Origin of the sequence: Knoellia terrae (assembly GCF_048606435.1) — a bacterium.
Classification (GTDB): Bacteria; Actinomycetota; Actinomycetes; order Actinomycetales; family Dermatophilaceae; genus Knoellia; species Knoellia terrae.
In genome coordinates this window covers 117,700-136,445 of record NZ_JBMBWH010000011.1, presented here as the reverse complement: position 1 = coordinate 136,445, position 18,746 = coordinate 117,700, and the positions used below count along the sequence as shown (strand labels likewise).

The following is an 18,746-nucleotide window of genomic DNA, read 5'->3' as shown; positions in this document are numbered from 1 at the left end:
GACAACCTCATCACTGGCCTCGACAGCACCGAGGCCTCTTGACACCGATCACCCACATAATGCCGATGAGCGGTCCGATCTCGCGCCATAATTCGAGCATGCTGCTGGAACCTCAGTCCCACAGGATCCGTCAGAAGCGCATGGAGAACGTTCCGATTCGTTTGCGGCTGCTCGGAGCGTCCAGCTTGCTGCTCCTGTGCACGGCCACCGTCGGTTGCTCCGGCTCGGACATGACGGGTGGCTCAGCCGCATCGGCGAAGCCAACCGGAGCGGTGTTGTCGTGCCCAGGAGGAAACGTCAACAGCGGCACGGTGGACTCAAGCACAGAGGGTGAGCCAATCACTGACATTAGTGACCACGCCACGAAGTGGGCGACGGCCACTGGTTTCGCCGACCGGTTTCCCTCAGCGAGGGTGAGCGTTCAAGAAGGCGAGAACTGGGCCCTCGCTAAGTTCGACGACGATGCTGGCGTCCGGGCCGAACTGACATATCAGCGCGCCGCTGGAGGGTGGACCATCGACACCTTGCAGTACTGCTGACGGGTTCAGGGCGGGGGAGGAACGTCCGGATCTGCCGCACCTCGCGCGTTGTGAGGCGTCGGACTACCCTCGACCTGTGTCCGCCAGGTCCGACCGGCAAGCTGCGCGGGAGGTCGTCGGGGCCTACCACGAGGGCCAGTTGGCTGCGTTGGTGGATCGCGTGGGCGCCGCGATAGACAACTTCCGGGAAGGCCAACTGGATGCCTTCGGCGTCGACCGGGCTCTCTTCCAATACTCTCGCGCGGCGAAGGAACTGTGGAAGTTCTGCAACCTTGGGACTCCCGAGATCACCGCCAAGATCATCCGGGATCAGCCAGCAGTGGATTGGTGGGAGCGCGGAGCGCCAAGAAGACGTTGACGCCGAGCGCGAACGGCTCCAAATGGGCTCGCTCATGCCGCGCTGAGCGATGCTCACACTGCCTCTCCGGGCGCAGCCCATCGGCTGTCACCGACTCCGGGGCCCGCCTCCGCAGCTTGTCTAGGTGCGGCACACTCAACCACTGGCTGCGGGAATGCGCACCATGAGGCGGTCGACATCGTCTGGATCGACGCGAATGACCCGAGGACCGTTGCGGTAGGCGGCGAGATCGCCGCTGGCGACTCTTCTGCGCAGGGTGCGGATGCTCAGTCCGGTGCGGTCGGCGGCTGAGGACAGCGACTCGAACTCTCGGTGGTCTTTCGTGGTCATGACTACCTCCTGCTTTCCTAAAGCCCGCTGAGAGGCCGTCGTGGACACCTGACGGCAGATCTGTTCGGCCAGGACCCTGGCGTAGCCAGTCGACCAAGCGCGCGTGAAATGGTCATCGCGACATACCCGGCCCTCGGGGTTGAGGACGGCGGATCGGGCTGTTGCGCCGGGTCTGGGTAGCGCGGCGGCGTATGTCGTCGGGGCAGGCGTGCGGGTCTCGGACCGTCGTTGGCTCCTGCGGTGCCGACCATGCGGGTGGGTTCGGCGCGCCGGGGTCGGTGGGGTCGGGCAGGTGGCGCTGGATGCGCCACCAGAGGGCTGAGGCGGCGTGGTCGTCGGGAAGGGGGACCCCGGGCCCCGTGGCGGTGCGCAGCAGGGCCTCGGCGTGTACACCGGCGGCGGAGAGCTCGGCGAGGTGTTCCGCCAGGTGCGAGGTGTAGTCGTCGCGCCGAGCAGCGGGGACCAACGCGTGGATGAGCGTGGTCCAGTCGGCGAGGGTCGCGGTGTTTCTGCCGCCGAGGCGGGCGTCGAGCTCGTGCTGCCACCGGTTCTGTGCCTTGGCAGGTTGTGCAGGCCCGGTGGGTCGGTGGTCGCTGTAGGGGACGGCGTTCGCGGCCCGCCAGACGGCGACGTCACCAAGCAGGTCCGGGGTGAGCAGTAAGCGACCCGGCGGCCACCAGTTCGGGGGGCTCGGTGTGCTGGTGGCCTGGTGGCGTACCTGGTCCGCGAGTGTGGTGACCAGGTGGCATCTGGCGGCGAGGTACGGACTCCAGTGCGGGTTGTCGTGCAGGGCTGCGGGGATGCCGGGCAGCCAGGGCAGGGGTCCGGAGTCGGTGGCGCCGGGGTTGGGCAGGCGCCAGTCGAGGACGGCGGCGCGGTCGTCGGCGGTGTCCAGCTCGCGGGCGCTGGCCGCGCCCTGCAGGATCACTAATGGGTCGGCGCCGGTGGCGGCGAGCAGGACGAGGTGGGCGCGCAGGGTCGGCCACGCAGGGTCGTCGGCGATGCTCGGCACGATCCGGTCGGCGCCCGTCTCCAGAGCCGCGACCGCAGCGGTGCCGAGGTGGTGTTCGGCGGCGACGTGGAGGGCATCGAGGTAGCGGGCGGTGGCCGCGCCAAGCCGCCGAGCGGGAGAGGCGTGGTCGCGTGCTGTGGTGGTGGCTGAGACGGGGGCGTCGTCGCGGGCGAGGATGCTCTCGAGGATGTCGGTCGCGGTTCGGGGGTGGACGTTGTCCGGGCGGGTGATGTCGTGGGGGTCGCCGTCGCCGATGACCTGGAGGTAGAGGTGGTTGGCGGCGGAGCCGCGGGTGAGCATCGTGTAGAGCTGCTGGCGGCTCTCCTCTCCGGTGACCAGGCCGTGGACGGTGTCGACGGAGATGCCCTGGGCACCGTGGATGGTGTCGGCGTAGCCAAGCTCGGCGGCAGTGGCGACGTAGTCGGCGGGGAGGGTGACGAGTCGTCCACTGTGGTTGTGCTGCACCGCGAGTGACCCGTCATCGCGGACGCCCTGGACGGTCCACCGGTCGCCGTTCTTGACCCAGTCGTTCGCGCCCAGCCGAAGCCGGCGGTCGTTTGCTCGGGTGAGCACGACGTCGCCGGCATACGCGGTGTTGCCGTCGGCCAGTCGCACCCCAGGCCCGGGGTTACGGCCGGCGAGGCGGTGGGTCTGGGCGTGCTGGTTGAGCTGGGAGACCAAGTCCCGGGTGGGCGCCAGCATGAGCGCGTCGAGGCCGGCGGCTTGGTCGGTGGCCCAGGCGGTGAACACATGCGTGGTGATGGTGGCGAGGTCGCCGACGTGGACCCGGTCGTGGTCGAGGTAGAACCCGAGCGCCTCGGTCCGGCCCTCCCTAAGCGCGAGGGATGCGGATCCTTCGACGGGGTCGGTGAACCGCAGCAGCTCGTCCAGGTGCAGCGCGCCGTGGGTGGCGGCGATGTCGCGCAGGACGCCGCCGGCGCCGATCGCGGCGAGCTGCTGGGTGTCGCCGATGAGGCGCACCTGCCCGCCGCGGGCGGTGACGAAGGCGACGGCGGTGTCTAGGGAGAGGGTGTCGGCCATCCCGGCCTCGTCGATGACGACCAACGTGCGAGGCCCTATTGCGTCGGCCCAGTCGGGCAGGTCGGCTGCGCTGATCGACCAGGTGAGCTTGGCGAGGGTGTCGGTCGTGGCCCCGGTCTGCTCGCGCAGGATGGCCGCGGCGGCCGCAGACGGCGCCAGCCCGAGAACGGTGCCGCCGTCCTCGACCCACGCGGCTGTGAGAGCGCGCATGGCGGTGGTTTTCCCGGCGCCGGCGGGCGCGATGGCCAGCTGGAGGCGGGCGCCCGAGGTGGCCATGTCGGTGACGAGGGCGGTTTGTCCGAGGTTGAGGGTGGTCCCGTTGGCGGCCTGCTCGAGCAGGGCCAGGTCGACTGCGTCCCGGCTGGTCTGGTGCCGGTCGGCGAGGCTGGCGGTGTGCACGAGGCGCTGCTCCGCGGCGAGGATCTGCTCGCTGGTGTAGACGGCGGACCCGGCGATCTCGTACACGCTGGAGCCATCCTTGCGACGGAGCTCTGGCAGGTCTTCGATGCCGTCCCCGATGGGGGTCAGGCGTACCGAGGCCGCGCTTAGGGCATGGTCGGTGACCAGGTCCACGACCGTGTCGACGTGCTCGGCGGGCAGGTTCGCGGCGCGCACCTGACGGTGCGCCTCGCCGCGCACGTGCCAGACCTGCCAGGTCGAGCGGCGGGCCGCGATCTCGTCGCGGACCTGCGCAGCGGTGTCCCTCACCCACGCCGCATCCACCGTGACCTTGGGCGTTGGGTGGCCTTGTTGGACGGCGGACAGGGCGGTGGTCACCATGGCCGCCACACCCGCGGGGCCGCCGAGGACGTGCTGCGCCTGTTCGCGCCATTCGGCGCGTTGCTCGGTCAGGGTGCGCGGTTCGTGTTTGGCGTCCCGGGTCTCCAGGGTGGCCTGCTGGGCCAGCTGGATCGCCTCCACCACGCTCGGCGGGCGCCCGTGGTCGCCCTGGAACGCGGTGGCCAGCTCCCCGCGGCGGGTCTCGATCGCGGCCCGGCGGGTTGACCAGCGCTGGTTCAGGGACGGGTCCACTCCGACCACCTCGCGGATCGGGCGCTTGCCGCGTTCGGTGCCGGGACGGGGCGCGAAGGTCAGCCCGAGCCTGGTCCGCAGGTGCTTCTCCAGGGCGGTGTTGTAGGTCTCGGAGGCGGTGACCTTGGCCTTGAACAGGATCCGCCCGTCGATGGACAGCCACTTCCCGGACAGCGTTTGCACTTTGTTCGCGACTGCGACGTGGGTGTGTAGGTCCGGGTCCCCGGCACGGGAGTCGCGGTGGGTGAACGCGGCTGCGACCAGCCCGGTGACATCGACCTGACGCACCCCGTTGGTGCCCTCCCGCGAGAACAAGGCGTGCGCCTCGATGAAGCCCAGGGCGTCGGCGACGGCCTCGTTGTGGGCCAGCTCGATCTGCGCCGCGACCTCCGGCGGAGCGATCGCCCACAAGGTACTGACCGACTTCACCGGGGAGAACGTCAGGTCGAACCCACCCACCGCGCTCGTTCGCGGCCTCGACAGTTTCGCGACCGCCCCGGACAGCTCCCGCGCGTCCCGGGGGTCACGACCGTGCTCGGCACCGAAGAACTCTGCGGCGACCTCGGAGCGGATCCGGGCCCGATCCTTCGGCGCGAACAGGTAGTCGCGTGGATGCCCGAGGGAGGCTGCGTGGTCCTCGGTCCGTTGGGCGACCTGCACCTGGAACGCGCTGGCGCCGGACGTGTAGACCTTGTACGGCACCCCCAGCCGGCGCGCGGCGCGGTAGTCCCGCTCGGTCAAGCCGGGGCCCGCCAGCTGCTCCTCACGCTGCCCGGCGAGGGGGTGCAGCCCGCACCCGAACAGCAGCCGCATCTGCTCCGCGGTGACCTCGTCCCCAATCGACAGACCGTCGATCCCGGCCACGCCCGAGCCCACCCACCGCCCCGGCGTCTCACCCCGTTCGGAGTAGTACGACGCCAACGACGTGCGTGGTCCGCCGGCGCGGTCGTGAGCAGCCACCTGCCGGGTCAGGTACGTGTACCCCGACCCGGCGGTGAGCTTGTGCAAACTCATCGCCATACCTCCCAACGCCATCGGGGAGGTCCTTTGTGGCCACCGGCCACCAGATCGTTACCGACAATGCACCGGGTGTGTCGTGGATGGCTTCTTGAATGTCCCTGGTCCGGTCGCGTCGCGCGGGCGAGCGGTGATCAGTCGCCTTGTTCGTCGAGAGCAGGTGGGAGTCAGGACGCTGGGATCCGTGCTGGAGTGTTGGTCGGGAGTTCAGGCCCAGGAAGCGAGCCAGGACTTGGCGCGCTCGGCGGCTCGGTCGTGCTCTGGGCTGAGGCGGTCCAACCGTGCCGCGATCACCGTCCGGTCCACCAGGCCGGTGGCCAGCAGGGACGCTACGAAGTTCGCATCCTTCTCGCGCAGTGCGACCAGCTTCGCGACGCACAGGTCGTGCGACTCCAGGCACCATCCGGTGAACCGCGGGGTGCCACCGATCGCTGCCGTGTTGTCGTTCTGAACCTTGACCAGGCGATCCCGCCACCCGGAGGGAAGGGCGGCTGTCGACAGGCTCACCCCGTCGATGCTGAACCCGTGCAGCTCCTCGAACGGCGACCACTCGCCGGCGACACCTTCGATCCGGTCTGCGAGCTCGACGGTGCTCGGCTCGTCCGGCGCGATGGGCAGGATGTCGACCTCCAGCGACATCGTTGCCTCGGGAGGCAGGAGAGCTTCGTCCACCGAGCCGAGGATGGCCTGCGAACCAACGACGATGACCGCGTCAGCCCCGATGATCTGGCAGGCGGTGCGGATGGCGTGCTCGAGCTGGTCGCGACGCATCAGTGGTCCGCCAGCACCTGCTGGCGCTCATCCTGGCTCAGCAGACCGCCCATCGGCGAGACCTCACGCATCTCGATGCTGTCGCGGTCGAGGCCGGTGAGGACGCGACGCAGTCCCGAAACGTCCCCACTGTCGAGCAGCCGGCCCCAGCGCTCGATGTTGCGGGTGTGGGGCTGGCCTGTCACCCGCGAGCGGAGCTGGCTGAGCCGTTCCTCGATCTGCGGGCGCCACTCCTTGAGGGACCGCTGCGTCAGGTGGGTCGACAGCTGCCGGTGCAGCCGCCAGGAGCGCTGCTCAGACCGAGTCAGCACCGGCTCGACCGGACGACGGATGACCTCGAGCCGGTAGCCCATGCAGTCCAGCAGCCGCTCGAGCATCTCGTCGCTGAGCTCCGTGCGACCGGTGAGGAACTGGCTGATGCTCGGCTGGTGGACACCGCTCCACCGGGACAGCAGGGTCTGGGTGGTGCCGGTCTCCGACATTACCCGGTCCAGAACCTGCCCACGCTCACCCATGATGTGAGTATAGCAAGACGTGCTATGTCAGAATGGATGCCGGGAGTTCGTCCTGGCGCGCATGATTCGTATCGCACGACACAGGTGTACATAGATGGACATCACTGTCGCACGGCTGTCGCACGAGGCCATTTCCAAGGCCTGGATTGAGTATCCTCGCAGGTCAGGGGCCGGCAGGGACGAAGTCCCATCCTCCTTGTAAACAGGGGGTTAGGGGTTCAAGTCCCCTCGCCAGCTCGTCCGGGTTCGAGGCGCCTGAGGACTCCGGCACCGACCCCGTCGGAGGTCCGTCAGTGCCCGTCGCCGGCCTCGAGCACGTGCTTCAGCCGGCTGAGGTCCTTGGTCGTCGCCCGGCGTATGGCTGCCTCCATCATGGGTGCGGTCAGCCGCGCGAAGCCTGCTGGCTCTCCCTGGTTGCGCAGGGTCATGCGGGTGCGGTCACCCTCGACTTCCGTCCACGTGTACGTCGTCTCCATGGGGAACGGGCCGTCGGCCGTCCTCATCACCAGGCGCTCGTTCGCAGCCAGCTCGACCACCTCGTACGTGTAGGCCAGGGTGCGCCCCAGGAACCGGGCCACGAAGTCCATCCGCGAGCCCACCGTGACGGGAGGTGAGGTCTGCCACGACACCGACCCGATGTTGGCGTACCACTGCGGTGCGTTGCTGGGGTCGCCGGCGTAGGCCGCCACCTCGATGACAGGGCGGTCGATGACGATCTCGACCTGGACGTCCACGCTCACGGACCGATCATCCCGCACGGATTAGCCTGCGGGAACCTGCTCTCTCGGGCAGAACTCGGTCATGCGCGACTTGGCGGACGTCCTCGGGGACGCGATGCCCGGCTGGCACGCGCACTCCGACGTCCTCAGCCGACCGGCGCTTCCGCCTGGAGGGCCTCGGTCAGCAACGACACCATCGCCTCGAGCTGCACATCGGCCGAGGAGCCGACCTCCTCGTCGGAGCCGTCCAGGGCGCGGGCCGCGAGGCTGGCCTTGTCGTCGATGAGCTGGGCGAGGCGCGAGTCGATGGTCTGGGCGGCGATGATCCGCCATGCGGTGACCGGCTCGGTCTGCCCGATCCGGTGCACCCGGTCGATGGCCTGGGTCTGCTCGGCCGAGGTCCAGGACAGCTCCGCGAGGACGACGTTCGAGGCGACCTGGAGGTTGAGGCCGACCCCGGCAGCGGTGAGCGAGCACACGACGACGTGGATGTCGGGGTCGGTGAGGAAGGCCTCGATGTTGGCCTTGCGCACCTTCGGCGTCTGGTCACCACGGATGGAGGAGTAGCCGACTCCGCGCTTGACGAACTGCGCCTCCGCCGTGTCCATGACGTCGATGTGCTTGGCGAAGAACACGACCTTGCCCACGCTCCGGGCCAGCTGGGCGGCGTAGTCGGCCGCCAGGCCGGCCTTGGCCTGCCCGATCTTGCGCATCACCGTGAAGACGTTGTCGCCGTTCTTGTCGGAGCCGGAGTTCTTGAGCTCGGACGCGGCGACGCGGCGCACGACGTCGTGGTCGATGCCCGCACCGAGGTCGAAGACGCCGCGAGCGGCCTGCGCCGCCTCGTAGCGCTTGACCAGGCGCCGGGCGAGCTCCTGCTCGGCGGCCCGGATCGAGCGGGCGGCGGCGTCGTCGAGCTCGACCGGGAGGTCCGCGACGCGACGGGCCGGGATGTCGGAGGCGACGTCGACCTTGCGTCGCCGGACGATGCCGAGGTCGATGACGTTCGCCCGAGCGGCGGCATAGAAGCCGTGGTCGGCCGGGGTCAGCCCGGTCTCCTCGAGCGCGGCCAGCAGCTCCGTCCGGGGCTTCTTGTCGTCGATCCAGCCGAGGAACTGCCAGATAGCCCGGAAGTCCTCGATGTCGTTGATCAGCGGCGTCCCGGTCAGGGCCATGAGCAGCGGGTTCCGGATGCGCGTCCGGATGCGGTCGGACAGCTGGAGGACGTGCTGGGAGCGCTGCGAGGACTTGTTCTTGATGAAGTGCGCCTCGTCGACGACCATGCCGCGGAAGCCGTGGCGGCCCAGCCAGTCCACGTGGCGGTCGAGGATCTCGTAGTTGACGATGACGATGTCGGCGAACCCGTCGATGGTGTCGCCGTCCCCGTGGACGACCGTGGCGGTGCGCCGGGGCGTCCACAGCTCGGCCTCGTGCGCCCAGTTCGCCTTGACGACGTTGGGCACGACCACGAGCAGCGGGAAGGCACCGGCCGCATCGGCGGCGAGCAGGGCCTGCGCCGTCTTGCCCAGACCGGGCTCGTCCGCGAGGAGGAACGTGCGGTGCCCCTCAGCGGCCGCCGCGACCACCTGCGCCTGGTGGTGCATGAGCTCCAGGCCGCGGATGCCGCGCCAGGTCTCATCGGGCTCGGGCAACGGCATACAGGTGGAGTCGCCGCCGTACTCGAAGGCGCGGAACAGTGGGGTGAGCAGCTCCCACTGGCCGAGGCGGTTGGTCGTCGGCCGCCGGGCCGGCACCGACGAGAAGTCCGGGGCCAGGAAGGGGTTCGCCAGCTGGCGGGCGATGACCGTCTGAGGCACGACGCGTCGCGTCGCCGACGGGGCCTCGGACGATGCGTCCGGCGTGGGCTCGGGTTCGGCCTCCGGCTCACGACCGGCCGCCCGCAGCATGTCGTTCTTGAGCTCGACCGCCGACGACGAGACCGCAGCACCCTCCGCCAGGAGCTCGAGGAGCGAGGTGTCGCGGGCCGCTGTCTTGGCGAGGATGGTGGCGATGCCGTCGAGGCGGGTCATCGCGGCGGTGCGCTCCGACTCCGGGATGGTCGCGTCTGCCTTCATGCGGGTGCGCTCCTCCCGCAGGAGGATGGCGACGACCTGGTATGCCGTCCGCTCCCTTGGGCGGACCTTGCCGCGCTGGGCACTGGCTTCCACCTGGCGCACGGTCTTGGCCAGGACGGGGATGATGCCCTCGCCGTCACGGACGTGGGAGGGTCGCCGGTCGCGAGAGGCGTTGCGTGCTGTGCCGCCACCCCGCTGAGCTCGTTGTGCCAAGCGAAACCTTCTCGGAAGTCGGACACGGGAGGAGGGCCGGAGCCGCCGGGTTCACCGTGGTCCAGGCGGGGCGGGCGCCTGCTGGCACCGCGGCATACCGGACCGACGTGGACGCTGGCGAGGGACCAGGCCCTGGCCGCCGTGTCGCTGAGCGCCCTCGCCGAACGACGGGACGCACGACAAGCATAGGTGGTCCCTGCGCGAGAACCGCACCACGGCGCCGGTCGACCGCCCCGCCGGAGGTGGTCAGGCGCGGAAGCCGGTGGCGCGCAGTACCTGAGCCGGGACCCCGGCAACGACGGTGTCGGCCGGCACGTCCCTGGACACGACGGCGCCCGCGCCGACGATGGCTCCGTCACCGATCGTCACTCCGGGCACGACGGTGACGGACGCCCCGAGCCAGACCTTGCGCCCGATCCGGATCGGCGCCGGGACCATGTCGGCTCGCCGGTCGGGGTCGACGCCGTGGTTGAGGGTGGTCAGGGTGCTGCCGTGGCCGACGAGCGTGTCGTCACCGATGGTGATCCCACCGGTGTCCTGGAAGCGGCATCCCATGTTGACGAAGACCCTCTTGCCGAGCCGGAGGTTGCGGCCGAACTCGCAGTAGAAGGGCGGGAAGACCGTGACCGACTCGTCCACGGGTACGCCGGTCAACCGGGTGAGCAGCTGTCGCACCTCGTCCGGGGTGCGGTAGCCGCCGTTGAGCTCGCCGATCGTCCGCAGCGCCTCCTGCGCGGCCGTGTGCATCGTGGCGTGCAGGTCCGACCCGCCCTCGATGAGATCGCCGCGGTCCACGTGGTCGAGGAAGGCCTGGAGGTCCATCGCCCGATCCTTTCAGAACGCCGACGAGGGCGGCCTGCGGCGACTGCCGACGACCGCCCTCGTGGGCCTCACACGGACCCGGGCGGGTCGCGCACCCGTCGCCCGGGTGGGCGCCGGGGGCCTGGACGCGGTGCCCAACCCCGCCTGTCTCTCCCGGGTGCAGACGGCCATCCGGCCGGCCGGCGCCGTGTGGCCGGCCCTGCCTCGTCACCTCTCCCCCAGGCCTCCTCGACGATCGCCTCGAACTCCGCGGCCAACAGGTCAGGGTCCGCGAGCACGACCTCGAGGAAGTCGTCGACCTCGTGCGACGCCGAGGACCACGCGGCGCCTGCGCTGGGCAGCGGTGCGGACATGGCGAGCCACCGACGCTCAGGCCGAGATGGCCTGCCGCCCGCTGGTGCTGCCCTCGCTGATCTCGATCTTGCGCGGCTTGGCCCTCTCCGCGACCGGGATGCGCAGGCGCAGCACGCCGTGCTCGTAGTCGGCCTCGATGTGCTCGGTGTCGAGCGTGTCGCCGAGGAAGAGCTGGCGGCTGAAGACGCCGCGGGGGCGTTCCGCGGCCACGAGCTCGGTGTCGCTGGACGGTGCACGCCGCTCGGCCCTGACGGTGAGGACGTTGCGCTCGACGTCGAGGTCGATGCTGTCCGGGGTGACGCCCGGCAGGTCGAGCTCGACGACGAAGGTGTCCTCCTCGCGCCAGGCGTCGATCGGCATGACCGCCGGGCGCGCCGGGGTCCCCACGGCCCCGAAGGCCTGCTGCGCCATTCGGTCGAGCTCACGGAAGGGGTCGGTGCGCATCAGCATCTTCATCACCTCCATCACTCACGATGCCCTGCGAGGGCCACAGATCCCCGGATGGATCTATGGTGTGCGCTACATATTTATCTAGCACGTCACGGCAGATCACGCAAGGGCTCAACGGCAGCGGACGCGCCGCCCCGATTGGTCCGGACCCGCGCCGGCGCAGACCGATCGCCCGGCAGCCGACAGGAGGAGGTTTGTCGGACGTATCGAGATGCACGCAGCACAACGCGCGAAGCACAGAAGGGGCCATGGCAGACGTCGACGACCTCCTCACGCAACTGGAACGGGGCATCGTGCGCGGCGTGGACGAAGGGCTGTCGCTCCCGACCCGGCTCTGCCCGGCGACCATCTTGGAGCAGGCGAGCGCCGGGCCTGACCGAGGCGGGGCCCGGCCGACTCAGACCCCGGGCAGCCCGGAACCGTCGTCAGCGACCGCGACCGACCCCTGCTGGGGCAGGTCGCCGATGAGCTCAACCTCGGAGGCGATGTCGCGCACCTTGCGGTTGAGGTCCATGCTCGCCTTCCTCAGCAGCGCGAAGGCCTCATCGCTGGAGACGCGGTGGCGCGCCATGACGATACCCACGGCCGTGCCGATCTGTCGGCTGGTCGCGAGAGCCGCCGTGAGGTTGCCGACGTCGTGCGCCCGCAGGTGCGCCTCGGCGGCGAGCGCGGCGAAGGGGGCGAGCAGCGACGCCGACGTCACCGCCGCCTCGTCGAACACTCCCGACCGGCCGGCATACAGCACGAGTGCGGCACGGTCGGTGCCGCCGAGGGCGAGACGCAGGCAGAGCAGGCTCAGCACGCCGAGCTCGCGCGCCCCCCGGCCGAACCTCGGCCACCGCTCGTCGAGCTCGAGGTCGTTCACGAGGACGACACCGTGCTGGGTCGCCGGTTCGAAGAACGGGCCCTCACCGCACGTGTACTGGAGCCGGTCCAGCTCGGGGGACAGCTCGTCGGTGGCGGCCACGGACAGGGGTGCGCGGGTCGCTCGCAGCAGGGTCAGGCCCCCGCGCTCTGCCCCGAGGACGGCGCGCACGGTGAGGGAGACCACCCGGTCGGGGTCCAGCGCGTCCCGGCTGGTGGTCAGCGCAGAGGACAGCTGGACGAACTGGTGGCCGAGTCCGAGATCCGACGGGTGGTCGGCCTGGGAGAGCGAGTCGTTCACGGTCAGGAGCTCCGAGGTCGTTCAGGCGGATGCGCACGTGGTAGGACGCTCACACCTTCGGATCAACGTACCCGGCCGATGACCCGCCGCGTGCCACAGGTCCGGTCCGACGCGGCGCACCGGGTGCCGAGCCGAACGCCCGATCACTCCCCCACCGTGTCCAGCGACCGGCTCGGGAGCGCGCCGGTGAGGTTGACCTCCTCGGCGACGTCACGCAGCTTGCGGTTGAGGTCCATGCTGGCCCGTCGCAGCAGCTCGAAGGCCCGCTCGCTCTCCACGCGCTGCGTCGACATGATGATGCCCACGGCGGTGGAGATCTGCCGGCTCGTCGTCAGGGCCTGCACGAGGTTCTCGCGGTCGTGCTCGCGCAGGTGTGCCTCCACGGCGAGCGCCGCGAGGGGCACGAGCACCGACGCCACCGTGACGTCGGCGTCGGTGAAGACCGCGACCTCGGTGGAGTAGTAGTTGATGGCCGCGTGGTCCTCGCCGCCGACCGGCAGCCGGAGGCTGAGCATGCTCCGCGCCCCGGTCGACGCAGCGCACAGGGGCCCGAAGCGCGGCCACCTCTCGTCCACCGTGACGTCGTCGGACAGCAGCACGGCCGGGCCGAGGGCGGCGTCCAGGCAAGGACCTTCGCCCAGCTCGTACTGCAGCGCGTCGACCTGCCGCGGCAGGTCGTCCGACGCCGCCATCGTCACGGGGCGGTGGCCCGGCCGGAGCAACGTCAGGCCGCAGTGCTTCCCGTGCGGCATTCCCAGCGCGGCAGCGCTCACGACACGGGCCGGCGTCACCGGCCCCTCGGGGCGCGAGAGCCAGCCCACGACCTGACTGAGCTGTGCGGCGACGTCCGGAGGGATGGATCCGGGATTCTGCAGTGTCTTCGACACGTCGGCTCCGTTCCGACCGCCTCTCCCGCGATCTCGGCGACTCGTCCGGCCACTCGTGCCAGCGTAGCCGTGTGGCGTTGCGGAGCCTCCCGCCCATCGTCGCGACCAGATCCACCCGTCGCGGTCGTCGGTTGCCCCAGAACCGGTCCGTGAGTATCTTCGATGCACCGATGGGTCCGACAGTGGCGCCGTCCTCTCTGCCGAAGGGCATGAGCGATGACGACACTCTGTGCAGCCGAACCGCACCACGCGAGCCGCGACGACGAGGTGGCGTCGCTGACGCAGCGCCTCGCCGCGGCCGATGCCGACGAGACCGAGCACCTCCGTCACGAGATCGTCGAGGCGTGCCTTCCGGTGGCCGACGGCATCGCCCACCGCTTCCGGGGCCGCGGGGTGGAGGACGACGACCTCGAGCAGGTCGCGCGGACCGCACTGGTCGCGGCCGTGACCCGCTTCGACCCGTCCCTGGGCCATCCCTTCGTCCCGTATGCCGTCCTGTCGGTCGAAGGGGAGCTCAAGCGCTTCTTCCGCGACCACACGTGGGCCGTGCGGCCACCGCGGCGGTTGCAGGAGCTGCGGCTCGAGGCCCGCGTCACGGAGGAGAGCCTGCGTCACGAGCTGGCGCGCGAGCCCACGGTGGACGAGCTGGCAGAGGTCCTCGGGGCGGATCCCGGCGACGTCCGGACGGCCTGCCGGTCCTCCTGCGGCTACCACGCGGTGTCCCTGGACGCCCCGTCCCCGACGGGCACCACGCTGGCGGAGCGGGTCGTGGTCCTGGACGACCCCGCGGAGCAGGTCATCACCCACCAGGCCCTCGTGAGCGCGATGGGCGAGCTGACTTCCCGCGAGCGCCAGCTCCTGCACCTGCGCTTCGTCGAGGAGCTCCCCCAGCGCGAGATCGGAGACGTGTTGGGGGTGAGCCAGATGCAGGTGTCACGCCTGCTGTCCGCCGCGCTGAAGCGCCTGCGCGCCCAGCTCCTCGCGGCCGCGGCCTGACTCGCGAGGACGACCAGCCCCCTGCCCGGACGCGCTCGTCAGGGCTGAGCACCAGGTCAGCTGCGCCGGCGGCCGGTCGCGGCAAGGAGCCCGGCTGCACCTCAGTCGAAGAGGTTGTTGAGGTAGCGCTGCAGGGCGGCCGTGGTCTTCGGACCCCACGAGCCGTCCTGCTGCGCCCCCACCTTGGCCTGGAGGGCGCGCGTCGTCTTCGGACCGATGGACCCGTCCTGGCGGGTCCCGACCTTGGCCTGGAGCTTCATGACGTCCGCGCGCGACCAGTAGGCGTCGACCGATCCACCGACCCAGGTCTCGACCGCCTTGCGGGTGCTCGGGCCCTTCTGGCCGTCGACCGCGAGCGGGAACAGTGAGCGCGGCGCGTCACGCGAGACGGGGACGGAGAGCCCGTTGGCCACGGTGAGGCCCGCCCGGACGCTGCACACCGGCCATGCGCCGGGCCCCTGGACCTTGAGCACGGCCTGCGCGATCTCGATCTGCTGGGACTTGCTGGCGAGGTTGGCCGTGTAGGCGTAGCGCTGCCCGCCGAAGCCCTTCCAGGTGCTGAACGAGAACTGGAGTCCGCCGTAGTAGCCGTTGCCGGTGTTGATCGACCAGTTGCCCCCGCTCTCGCACTGTGCGACACGGTCCCAGACGGTCTCGGTCGCCCCTGCTCCCGTGGCCAGGCCGACGACGGCTGCAGAGGCGGTGGTGGCGAGGAGCGTGGTCCCGACGATCGCGCGACGCAGGGGCCGGCGACGTGTGGGACGAGCGGGGAACTCGGGGGCGAAGAGCATGACAGGGGTCCTTTGCGTCAGGGGACGACAAAGGCACGCTACGTCACAACTGCAACATTGATCAATCCTGTCACAGAACTACACAAATGTAACTCTGGACCCACCCGGCCCGCAAGTCGCGCCCACGGCGTGTCGCAGCAGCCACGTCCGCCCGGCTCGGGGTTACTCGTCGCGCGCGACGACCTTGGGCTCACGGATCTCGACGCCGGGGACGGAGAGCCCCTTGAGCGCCTTCGAGACCCCGGCGACGAGGGTGGACGACGCGCGGTCCTCCTCCCTGATGTCGTCCGGGGAGAGGGAGCCCTCGGGGGTGTCCGACTGCACCGACTCGATGAGGGCGGCCTCGTCGGTGATCTCGGCGTCGACGGTGATGGTCAGCGTGTGCGTGGTCATGGGCCCAGTTTCGCCGATGGGGCGCGGGTCGGCCACGGAAGGATCGACCCAAAACGGCAGGTCAGACGCGGGCGCGGCGTCGGACCCGGGCCACCCGCCGGTCCCACGGCGAGGCGATGATCTCGCCGAGCGTCGTGCCGGTGGCGATGGCGAGCAGCGCCCCGAAGGCGCCGAGCAGGGTCGCGACACCCGCTTGGAAGGAGAGCGTGCCGATCTCGGTGGAGCTCTGGCCGACGAGCTCGTAGAGGCCGCGGAAGATCGTCAGCCCGGGCAGCAGCCCGAAGCTGGCCGGGACGACGACGACCATCGCCGGTGACCCCAGGCGCAGGGCCACGAGGCGCCCGACGAGCCCGATGCCGACCGCGGCGATCCCCGTGGCGGTCACCGAGCCGACGTCGAGGGCGCGCGTGAGCACCCCGAACACGCCGACCGCGACGACGGACAGCAGTGCCGTGGGCAGGACGAGCCGTCGGCGGGTCTGCATCGTCACCGCACCGCACGAGCCGACGACGAGGGCACCGGCGATCGCCGCCCACCACTGCGCCTGCGAGGTGCGCAGGTCGAGGACCGAGGGCGCGACGAAGCTGAACGACAGCGCCTCGGTCAGCCGGATCGTCGTGCTCAGCCCGACCGCGACACCGATGATGAGCCCGGTGAACGAGACGACGACGGCGAGGAGCCGACCGGCGCCGGTCACGGCATACCCGGAGATGACGTCCTCGACGGCCGAGGCCATGGTGCGCCCGGGTAGCAGCGCGACAATGCCGCCGGCGACGATGAAGGCGAAGTCCTTGCCCCCCACGGGGAGCCATCCCTGCGCACCGAGCGCGTATGCCGCCCACGCCAGTGCCGTGGCGACGAAGGCTGCGACTGCGTTCGAGTAGAAGTCCGGCAGGCGGAGCGGGCCCATCAGCCGCGCCACGCCGGAGACGCCGAGCACCACCAGCAGGGTCACGAGGGCGGTGAAGAGGGTCGCCCCGATCATCACGGCCACGGCGGCCGCCAGAAGTGCGGTCGCCAGGGTGACGGCCCAGTCGGGCCAGGTGCGGTGGGTCCGCTTGATGTCCCGCAGCTGCTCCAGCGCCTCGGCCAGCTCGATGTGTCCGTTGACGAACGCGTCGACGAGCTCGTGCACGGCGACGAGTCGGGCGTAGTCGTGACGGGTCGAGCGGACGACGCGCAGCGCCGTCACCGAGGTGAGCCCGTCGACCCGAGCGTGGATGAGGAGTGACTGGAGGGTGATGTCGATCTCGACGCTGGTGAGGCCGGCAGCAGCGCAGACCGCGGCGACCGACCCCTCGACCTGCGGAGCACCCGCGCCACTGCGCAGCATGAGCTCACCGAGGCGGACGGCGAGGTCCAGCGCGCTGCGGACGCGGGCCTCCTCGGCGTCCTCGCTGGCCACCCGGGCGTTGCGGTAGGGGGTGCGGCGGAGCAGGTCGACGAGCGGCATCGGCTCGGTGGGCGGGCCCCCTTGGAGTCGCCACGCCCGGCGAGGGCGGACGTCGTCGCTCACGGCAGGTTCAGCTGGTCGGACCACGCGCTCCCGCTCGGCCACCACGACGGCTCCCCGCTGGCGACCCCCGCCACCGCGACGGCCACGGCCGCGACGAGGAGCAGCAGGACGAGGACGCGGCTCGCGCTCGGACCGGGGCTCATCCCGCGGACGAGGCTGCGCGTGCCGCGACGCAGACCGGCACCGGCCGGACCCCACCAGGCCATGAGGCCGGCGAGCAGCCCGCCCACCGCGAGCGGGATCGGGGCGTTGGGCTCGGGAGCGCCGCTCCCCTGCAGGGCGACGACCACGAGGGCCGCGCAGAAGACGCCGGAGACGGCGATGACGGCCGGCATGATGGCGCCGAAGAGGGCTCCGACGACACCGAGCAGCAGGTGCCACGGACTCGCGAGCACGGCGACCGGGACGTCGCTGCGCCGGTGCCCCTTGTCGTGGCGTCGCATCACGAGCGAGGTCATCGACCGGTCTGCGGTCCGGGCCAGCACGATCCAGACCAGCAGGGCGATGGCGGCGACCACCGGCGCGGTGGCCGCGAGCGCGACGAGGAGGGCCAGCAGGGCACCGACCGTGCCACTGCGGCTCGCCCGCCCGATGCGCGGGTCCAACCGCGGCTCGCCGTTCCAGGCCGGGTCGGCGGGGCCGGCCGGTGGCCCGACCCGGTCGGGGGGGTCACCGTGCGACGGCTCGAGCTCGCGGTCCGGGGGGCCGAAGACGGCCTCCGCGGGGTCCGGGCGGTAGGACGGGAGCGCACGCAGCGGCGGCCGCTGCTGCACCTCGGTGCGCGGCACCGGCATCGCCGTCGTCGGGGCCACCGACAGCGACTGGGTGCGCGGCGACGGAGTGCGCGCCTGGATGACGTCGGTGACCATGCCGCCGTGGGCGTAGCGCTCGAGGGCGGCGACGACCTCCCGCTGGTGCGGCCGCTCCGACGGAACCGGCGCGAGGGCGGCATACAGCAGGGGGGCGATGCGGGGGTCGACCCCACGCAGGTCCGGCTCCCCCGTCGTGACGCGGGAGAGGACGGCGTCCATCGGTCCGCGACCGAAGGGCGGACGGCCGGAGGCGGCATACGCCAGGGTCGCCGCCCAGCCCCACCAGTCGGTGGCGGTCGTGACGGTCTCGCCCTCGACCACCTCCGGCGAGAGGTAGCCCGGCGTGCCCATGACCAGCCCGGTCATCGTGAGGCGGATGTCGTCGGTGACGTGCGCGATGCCGAAGTCGATGACGACCGGGTCGCCGTCGAGCAGCAGGACGTTGCCGGGCTTGAGGTCGCGGTGGATGACGTCGCTGGCGTGGATGACGTCGAGCGCCTCGGCGAGCCCCCGGCCCAGCCGGTGCAGGTCGTCGGCACCCATCGGGCCGTCAGCCGAGATGACGTCGTCCAGCGGCGGGCCGGGCACGTAGCGGGTGACGATGAAGGGACGCTCCCCCTCGATGTCGGCGTCGATGACCGGGGCGACGCGAGGGCTGCGGATGCGGCTCAGCGTCTCGACCTCGCGCGACAGGCGGGCTCGTGCGCCCGGGTCGTGGGCGACGTGCGGCCGCAGCACCTTGATCGCGACGGCCTTGCCCTGGCGGTCCAGCGCGAGATGGACGACCCCCATGCCGCCCTCGCCGAGACGCTGGACGAGGCGGTAGGTCCCGAGCAGCGAGTGCTCCGGGAGCTCGTCGCGCCCCTCCGGCTCGTCGAGGATGTCGGCGGTCATGGAGCACACCGTATGCCGTGTGGCTGGGCGCCGGCTGTCCGAAC

Annotated in this window: 17 protein-coding genes; 3 read left to right on the top strand and 14 right to left on the bottom strand. The window is 71.0% G+C overall.

Annotated features, from left to right (window positions below; all coding sequences use genetic code 11):
- Positions 1-98 precede the first annotated feature (98 nt).
- Positions 99-539, top strand: a complete 441-nt coding sequence (locus tag ACOJV9_RS14885) for a hypothetical protein (RefSeq protein ID WP_420186004.1) — start codon at positions 99-101, stop codon at positions 537-539.
- 76 nt (positions 540-615) lie between these two features.
- Positions 616-897, top strand: a complete 282-nt coding sequence (locus ACOJV9_RS14880; RefSeq protein WP_420186003.1) for a hypothetical protein — start codon at positions 616-618, stop codon at positions 895-897.
- A gap of 135 nt (positions 898-1,032) precedes the next feature.
- Here the strand turns inward: ACOJV9_RS14880 and ACOJV9_RS14875 are convergent, their stop codons facing one another.
- From ACOJV9_RS14875 to ACOJV9_RS14830, 10 genes are all read right to left on the bottom strand, one after another.
- Positions 1,033-1,227: a helix-turn-helix domain-containing protein gene (locus ACOJV9_RS14875; protein ID WP_420186002.1), complete on the bottom strand. Its 195-nt coding sequence runs from the start codon at positions 1,225-1,227 to the stop codon at positions 1,033-1,035.
- Between the two features lie 112 nt (positions 1,228-1,339).
- A complete protein-coding gene (mobF, locus tag ACOJV9_RS14870) occupies positions 1,340-5,326 on the bottom strand; it encodes a MobF family relaxase (protein ID WP_420186001.1) in 3,987 nt (1,328 codons plus the stop codon).
- Between the two features lie 210 nt (positions 5,327-5,536).
- Positions 5,537-6,100 (bottom strand): DUF6036 family nucleotidyltransferase, encoded by a 564-nt coding sequence (locus tag ACOJV9_RS14865; RefSeq protein WP_420186000.1) that lies wholly within the window; start codon positions 6,098-6,100, stop codon positions 5,537-5,539.
- Positions 6,100-6,615 (bottom strand): helix-turn-helix domain-containing protein, encoded by a 516-nt coding sequence (locus ACOJV9_RS14860; protein ID WP_420185999.1) that lies wholly within the window; start codon positions 6,613-6,615, stop codon positions 6,100-6,102. The genes ACOJV9_RS14865 and ACOJV9_RS14860 overlap by 1 nt, the downstream gene beginning before the upstream one ends.
- Positions 6,616-6,905: 290 nt before the next feature.
- On the bottom strand, positions 6,906-7,355 hold the full coding sequence (locus tag ACOJV9_RS14855) for an SRPBCC family protein (protein WP_420185998.1): 450 nt from the start codon (positions 7,353-7,355) through the stop codon (positions 6,906-6,908).
- A gap of 125 nt (positions 7,356-7,480) precedes the next feature.
- Complete coding sequence (locus ACOJV9_RS14850) at positions 7,481-9,622, bottom strand: DEAD/DEAH box helicase (protein WP_420185997.1); 2,142 nt, start codon at positions 9,620-9,622, stop codon at positions 7,481-7,483.
- A 246-nt stretch (positions 9,623-9,868) separates the two neighbouring features.
- Positions 9,869-10,444, bottom strand: a complete 576-nt coding sequence (locus ACOJV9_RS14845) for a DapH/DapD/GlmU-related protein (RefSeq protein ID WP_420185996.1) — start codon at positions 10,442-10,444, stop codon at positions 9,869-9,871.
- Between the two features lie 369 nt (positions 10,445-10,813).
- Positions 10,814-11,248, bottom strand: coding sequence for an Hsp20/alpha crystallin family protein (locus tag ACOJV9_RS14840; protein WP_420185995.1), 435 nt, complete (start codon positions 11,246-11,248; stop codon positions 10,814-10,816).
- 397 nt (positions 11,249-11,645) lie between these two features.
- Positions 11,646-12,413, bottom strand: a complete 768-nt coding sequence (locus ACOJV9_RS14835; protein WP_420185994.1) for an ANTAR domain-containing protein — start codon at positions 12,411-12,413, stop codon at positions 11,646-11,648.
- A 143-nt stretch (positions 12,414-12,556) separates the two neighbouring features.
- Entirely contained in the window at positions 12,557-13,300 is a 744-nt protein-coding gene (locus ACOJV9_RS14830; RefSeq protein WP_420185993.1) for a GAF and ANTAR domain-containing protein, read from the bottom strand.
- A gap of 216 nt (positions 13,301-13,516) precedes the next feature.
- Between ACOJV9_RS14830 and ACOJV9_RS14825 the strand changes: the two genes are divergently transcribed.
- Entirely contained in the window at positions 13,517-14,296 is a 780-nt protein-coding gene (locus ACOJV9_RS14825; protein ID WP_420185992.1) for a sigma-70 family RNA polymerase sigma factor, read from the top strand.
- Between the two features lie 101 nt (positions 14,297-14,397).
- On the opposite strand, the gene ACOJV9_RS14820 is transcribed toward ACOJV9_RS14825, so the two are convergent.
- The 4 genes from ACOJV9_RS14820 to ACOJV9_RS14805 all read right to left on the bottom strand — a co-directional run bounded on the left by ACOJV9_RS14820 (position 14,398) and on the right by ACOJV9_RS14805 (position 18,702).
- Positions 14,398-15,087, bottom strand: a complete 690-nt coding sequence (locus ACOJV9_RS14820) for a transglycosylase family protein (protein WP_420185991.1) — start codon at positions 15,085-15,087, stop codon at positions 14,398-14,400.
- 162 nt (positions 15,088-15,249) lie between these two features.
- Entirely contained in the window at positions 15,250-15,480 is a 231-nt protein-coding gene (locus ACOJV9_RS14815; protein WP_420185990.1) for a hypothetical protein, read from the bottom strand.
- A 61-nt stretch (positions 15,481-15,541) separates the two neighbouring features.
- The gene (locus ACOJV9_RS14810; protein ID WP_420185989.1) at positions 15,542-16,996 is read right to left on the bottom strand and encodes a threonine/serine exporter family protein; all 1,455 of its coding nucleotides are present in this window, start codon (positions 16,994-16,996) and stop codon (positions 15,542-15,544) included.
- On the bottom strand, positions 16,993-18,702 hold the full coding sequence (locus ACOJV9_RS14805) for a protein kinase domain-containing protein (RefSeq protein ID WP_420185988.1): 1,710 nt from the start codon (positions 18,700-18,702) through the stop codon (positions 16,993-16,995). Before ACOJV9_RS14805 ends, ACOJV9_RS14810 begins: the two co-directional genes overlap by 4 nt.
- Between the last annotated feature and the right edge of the window lie 44 nt (positions 18,703-18,746).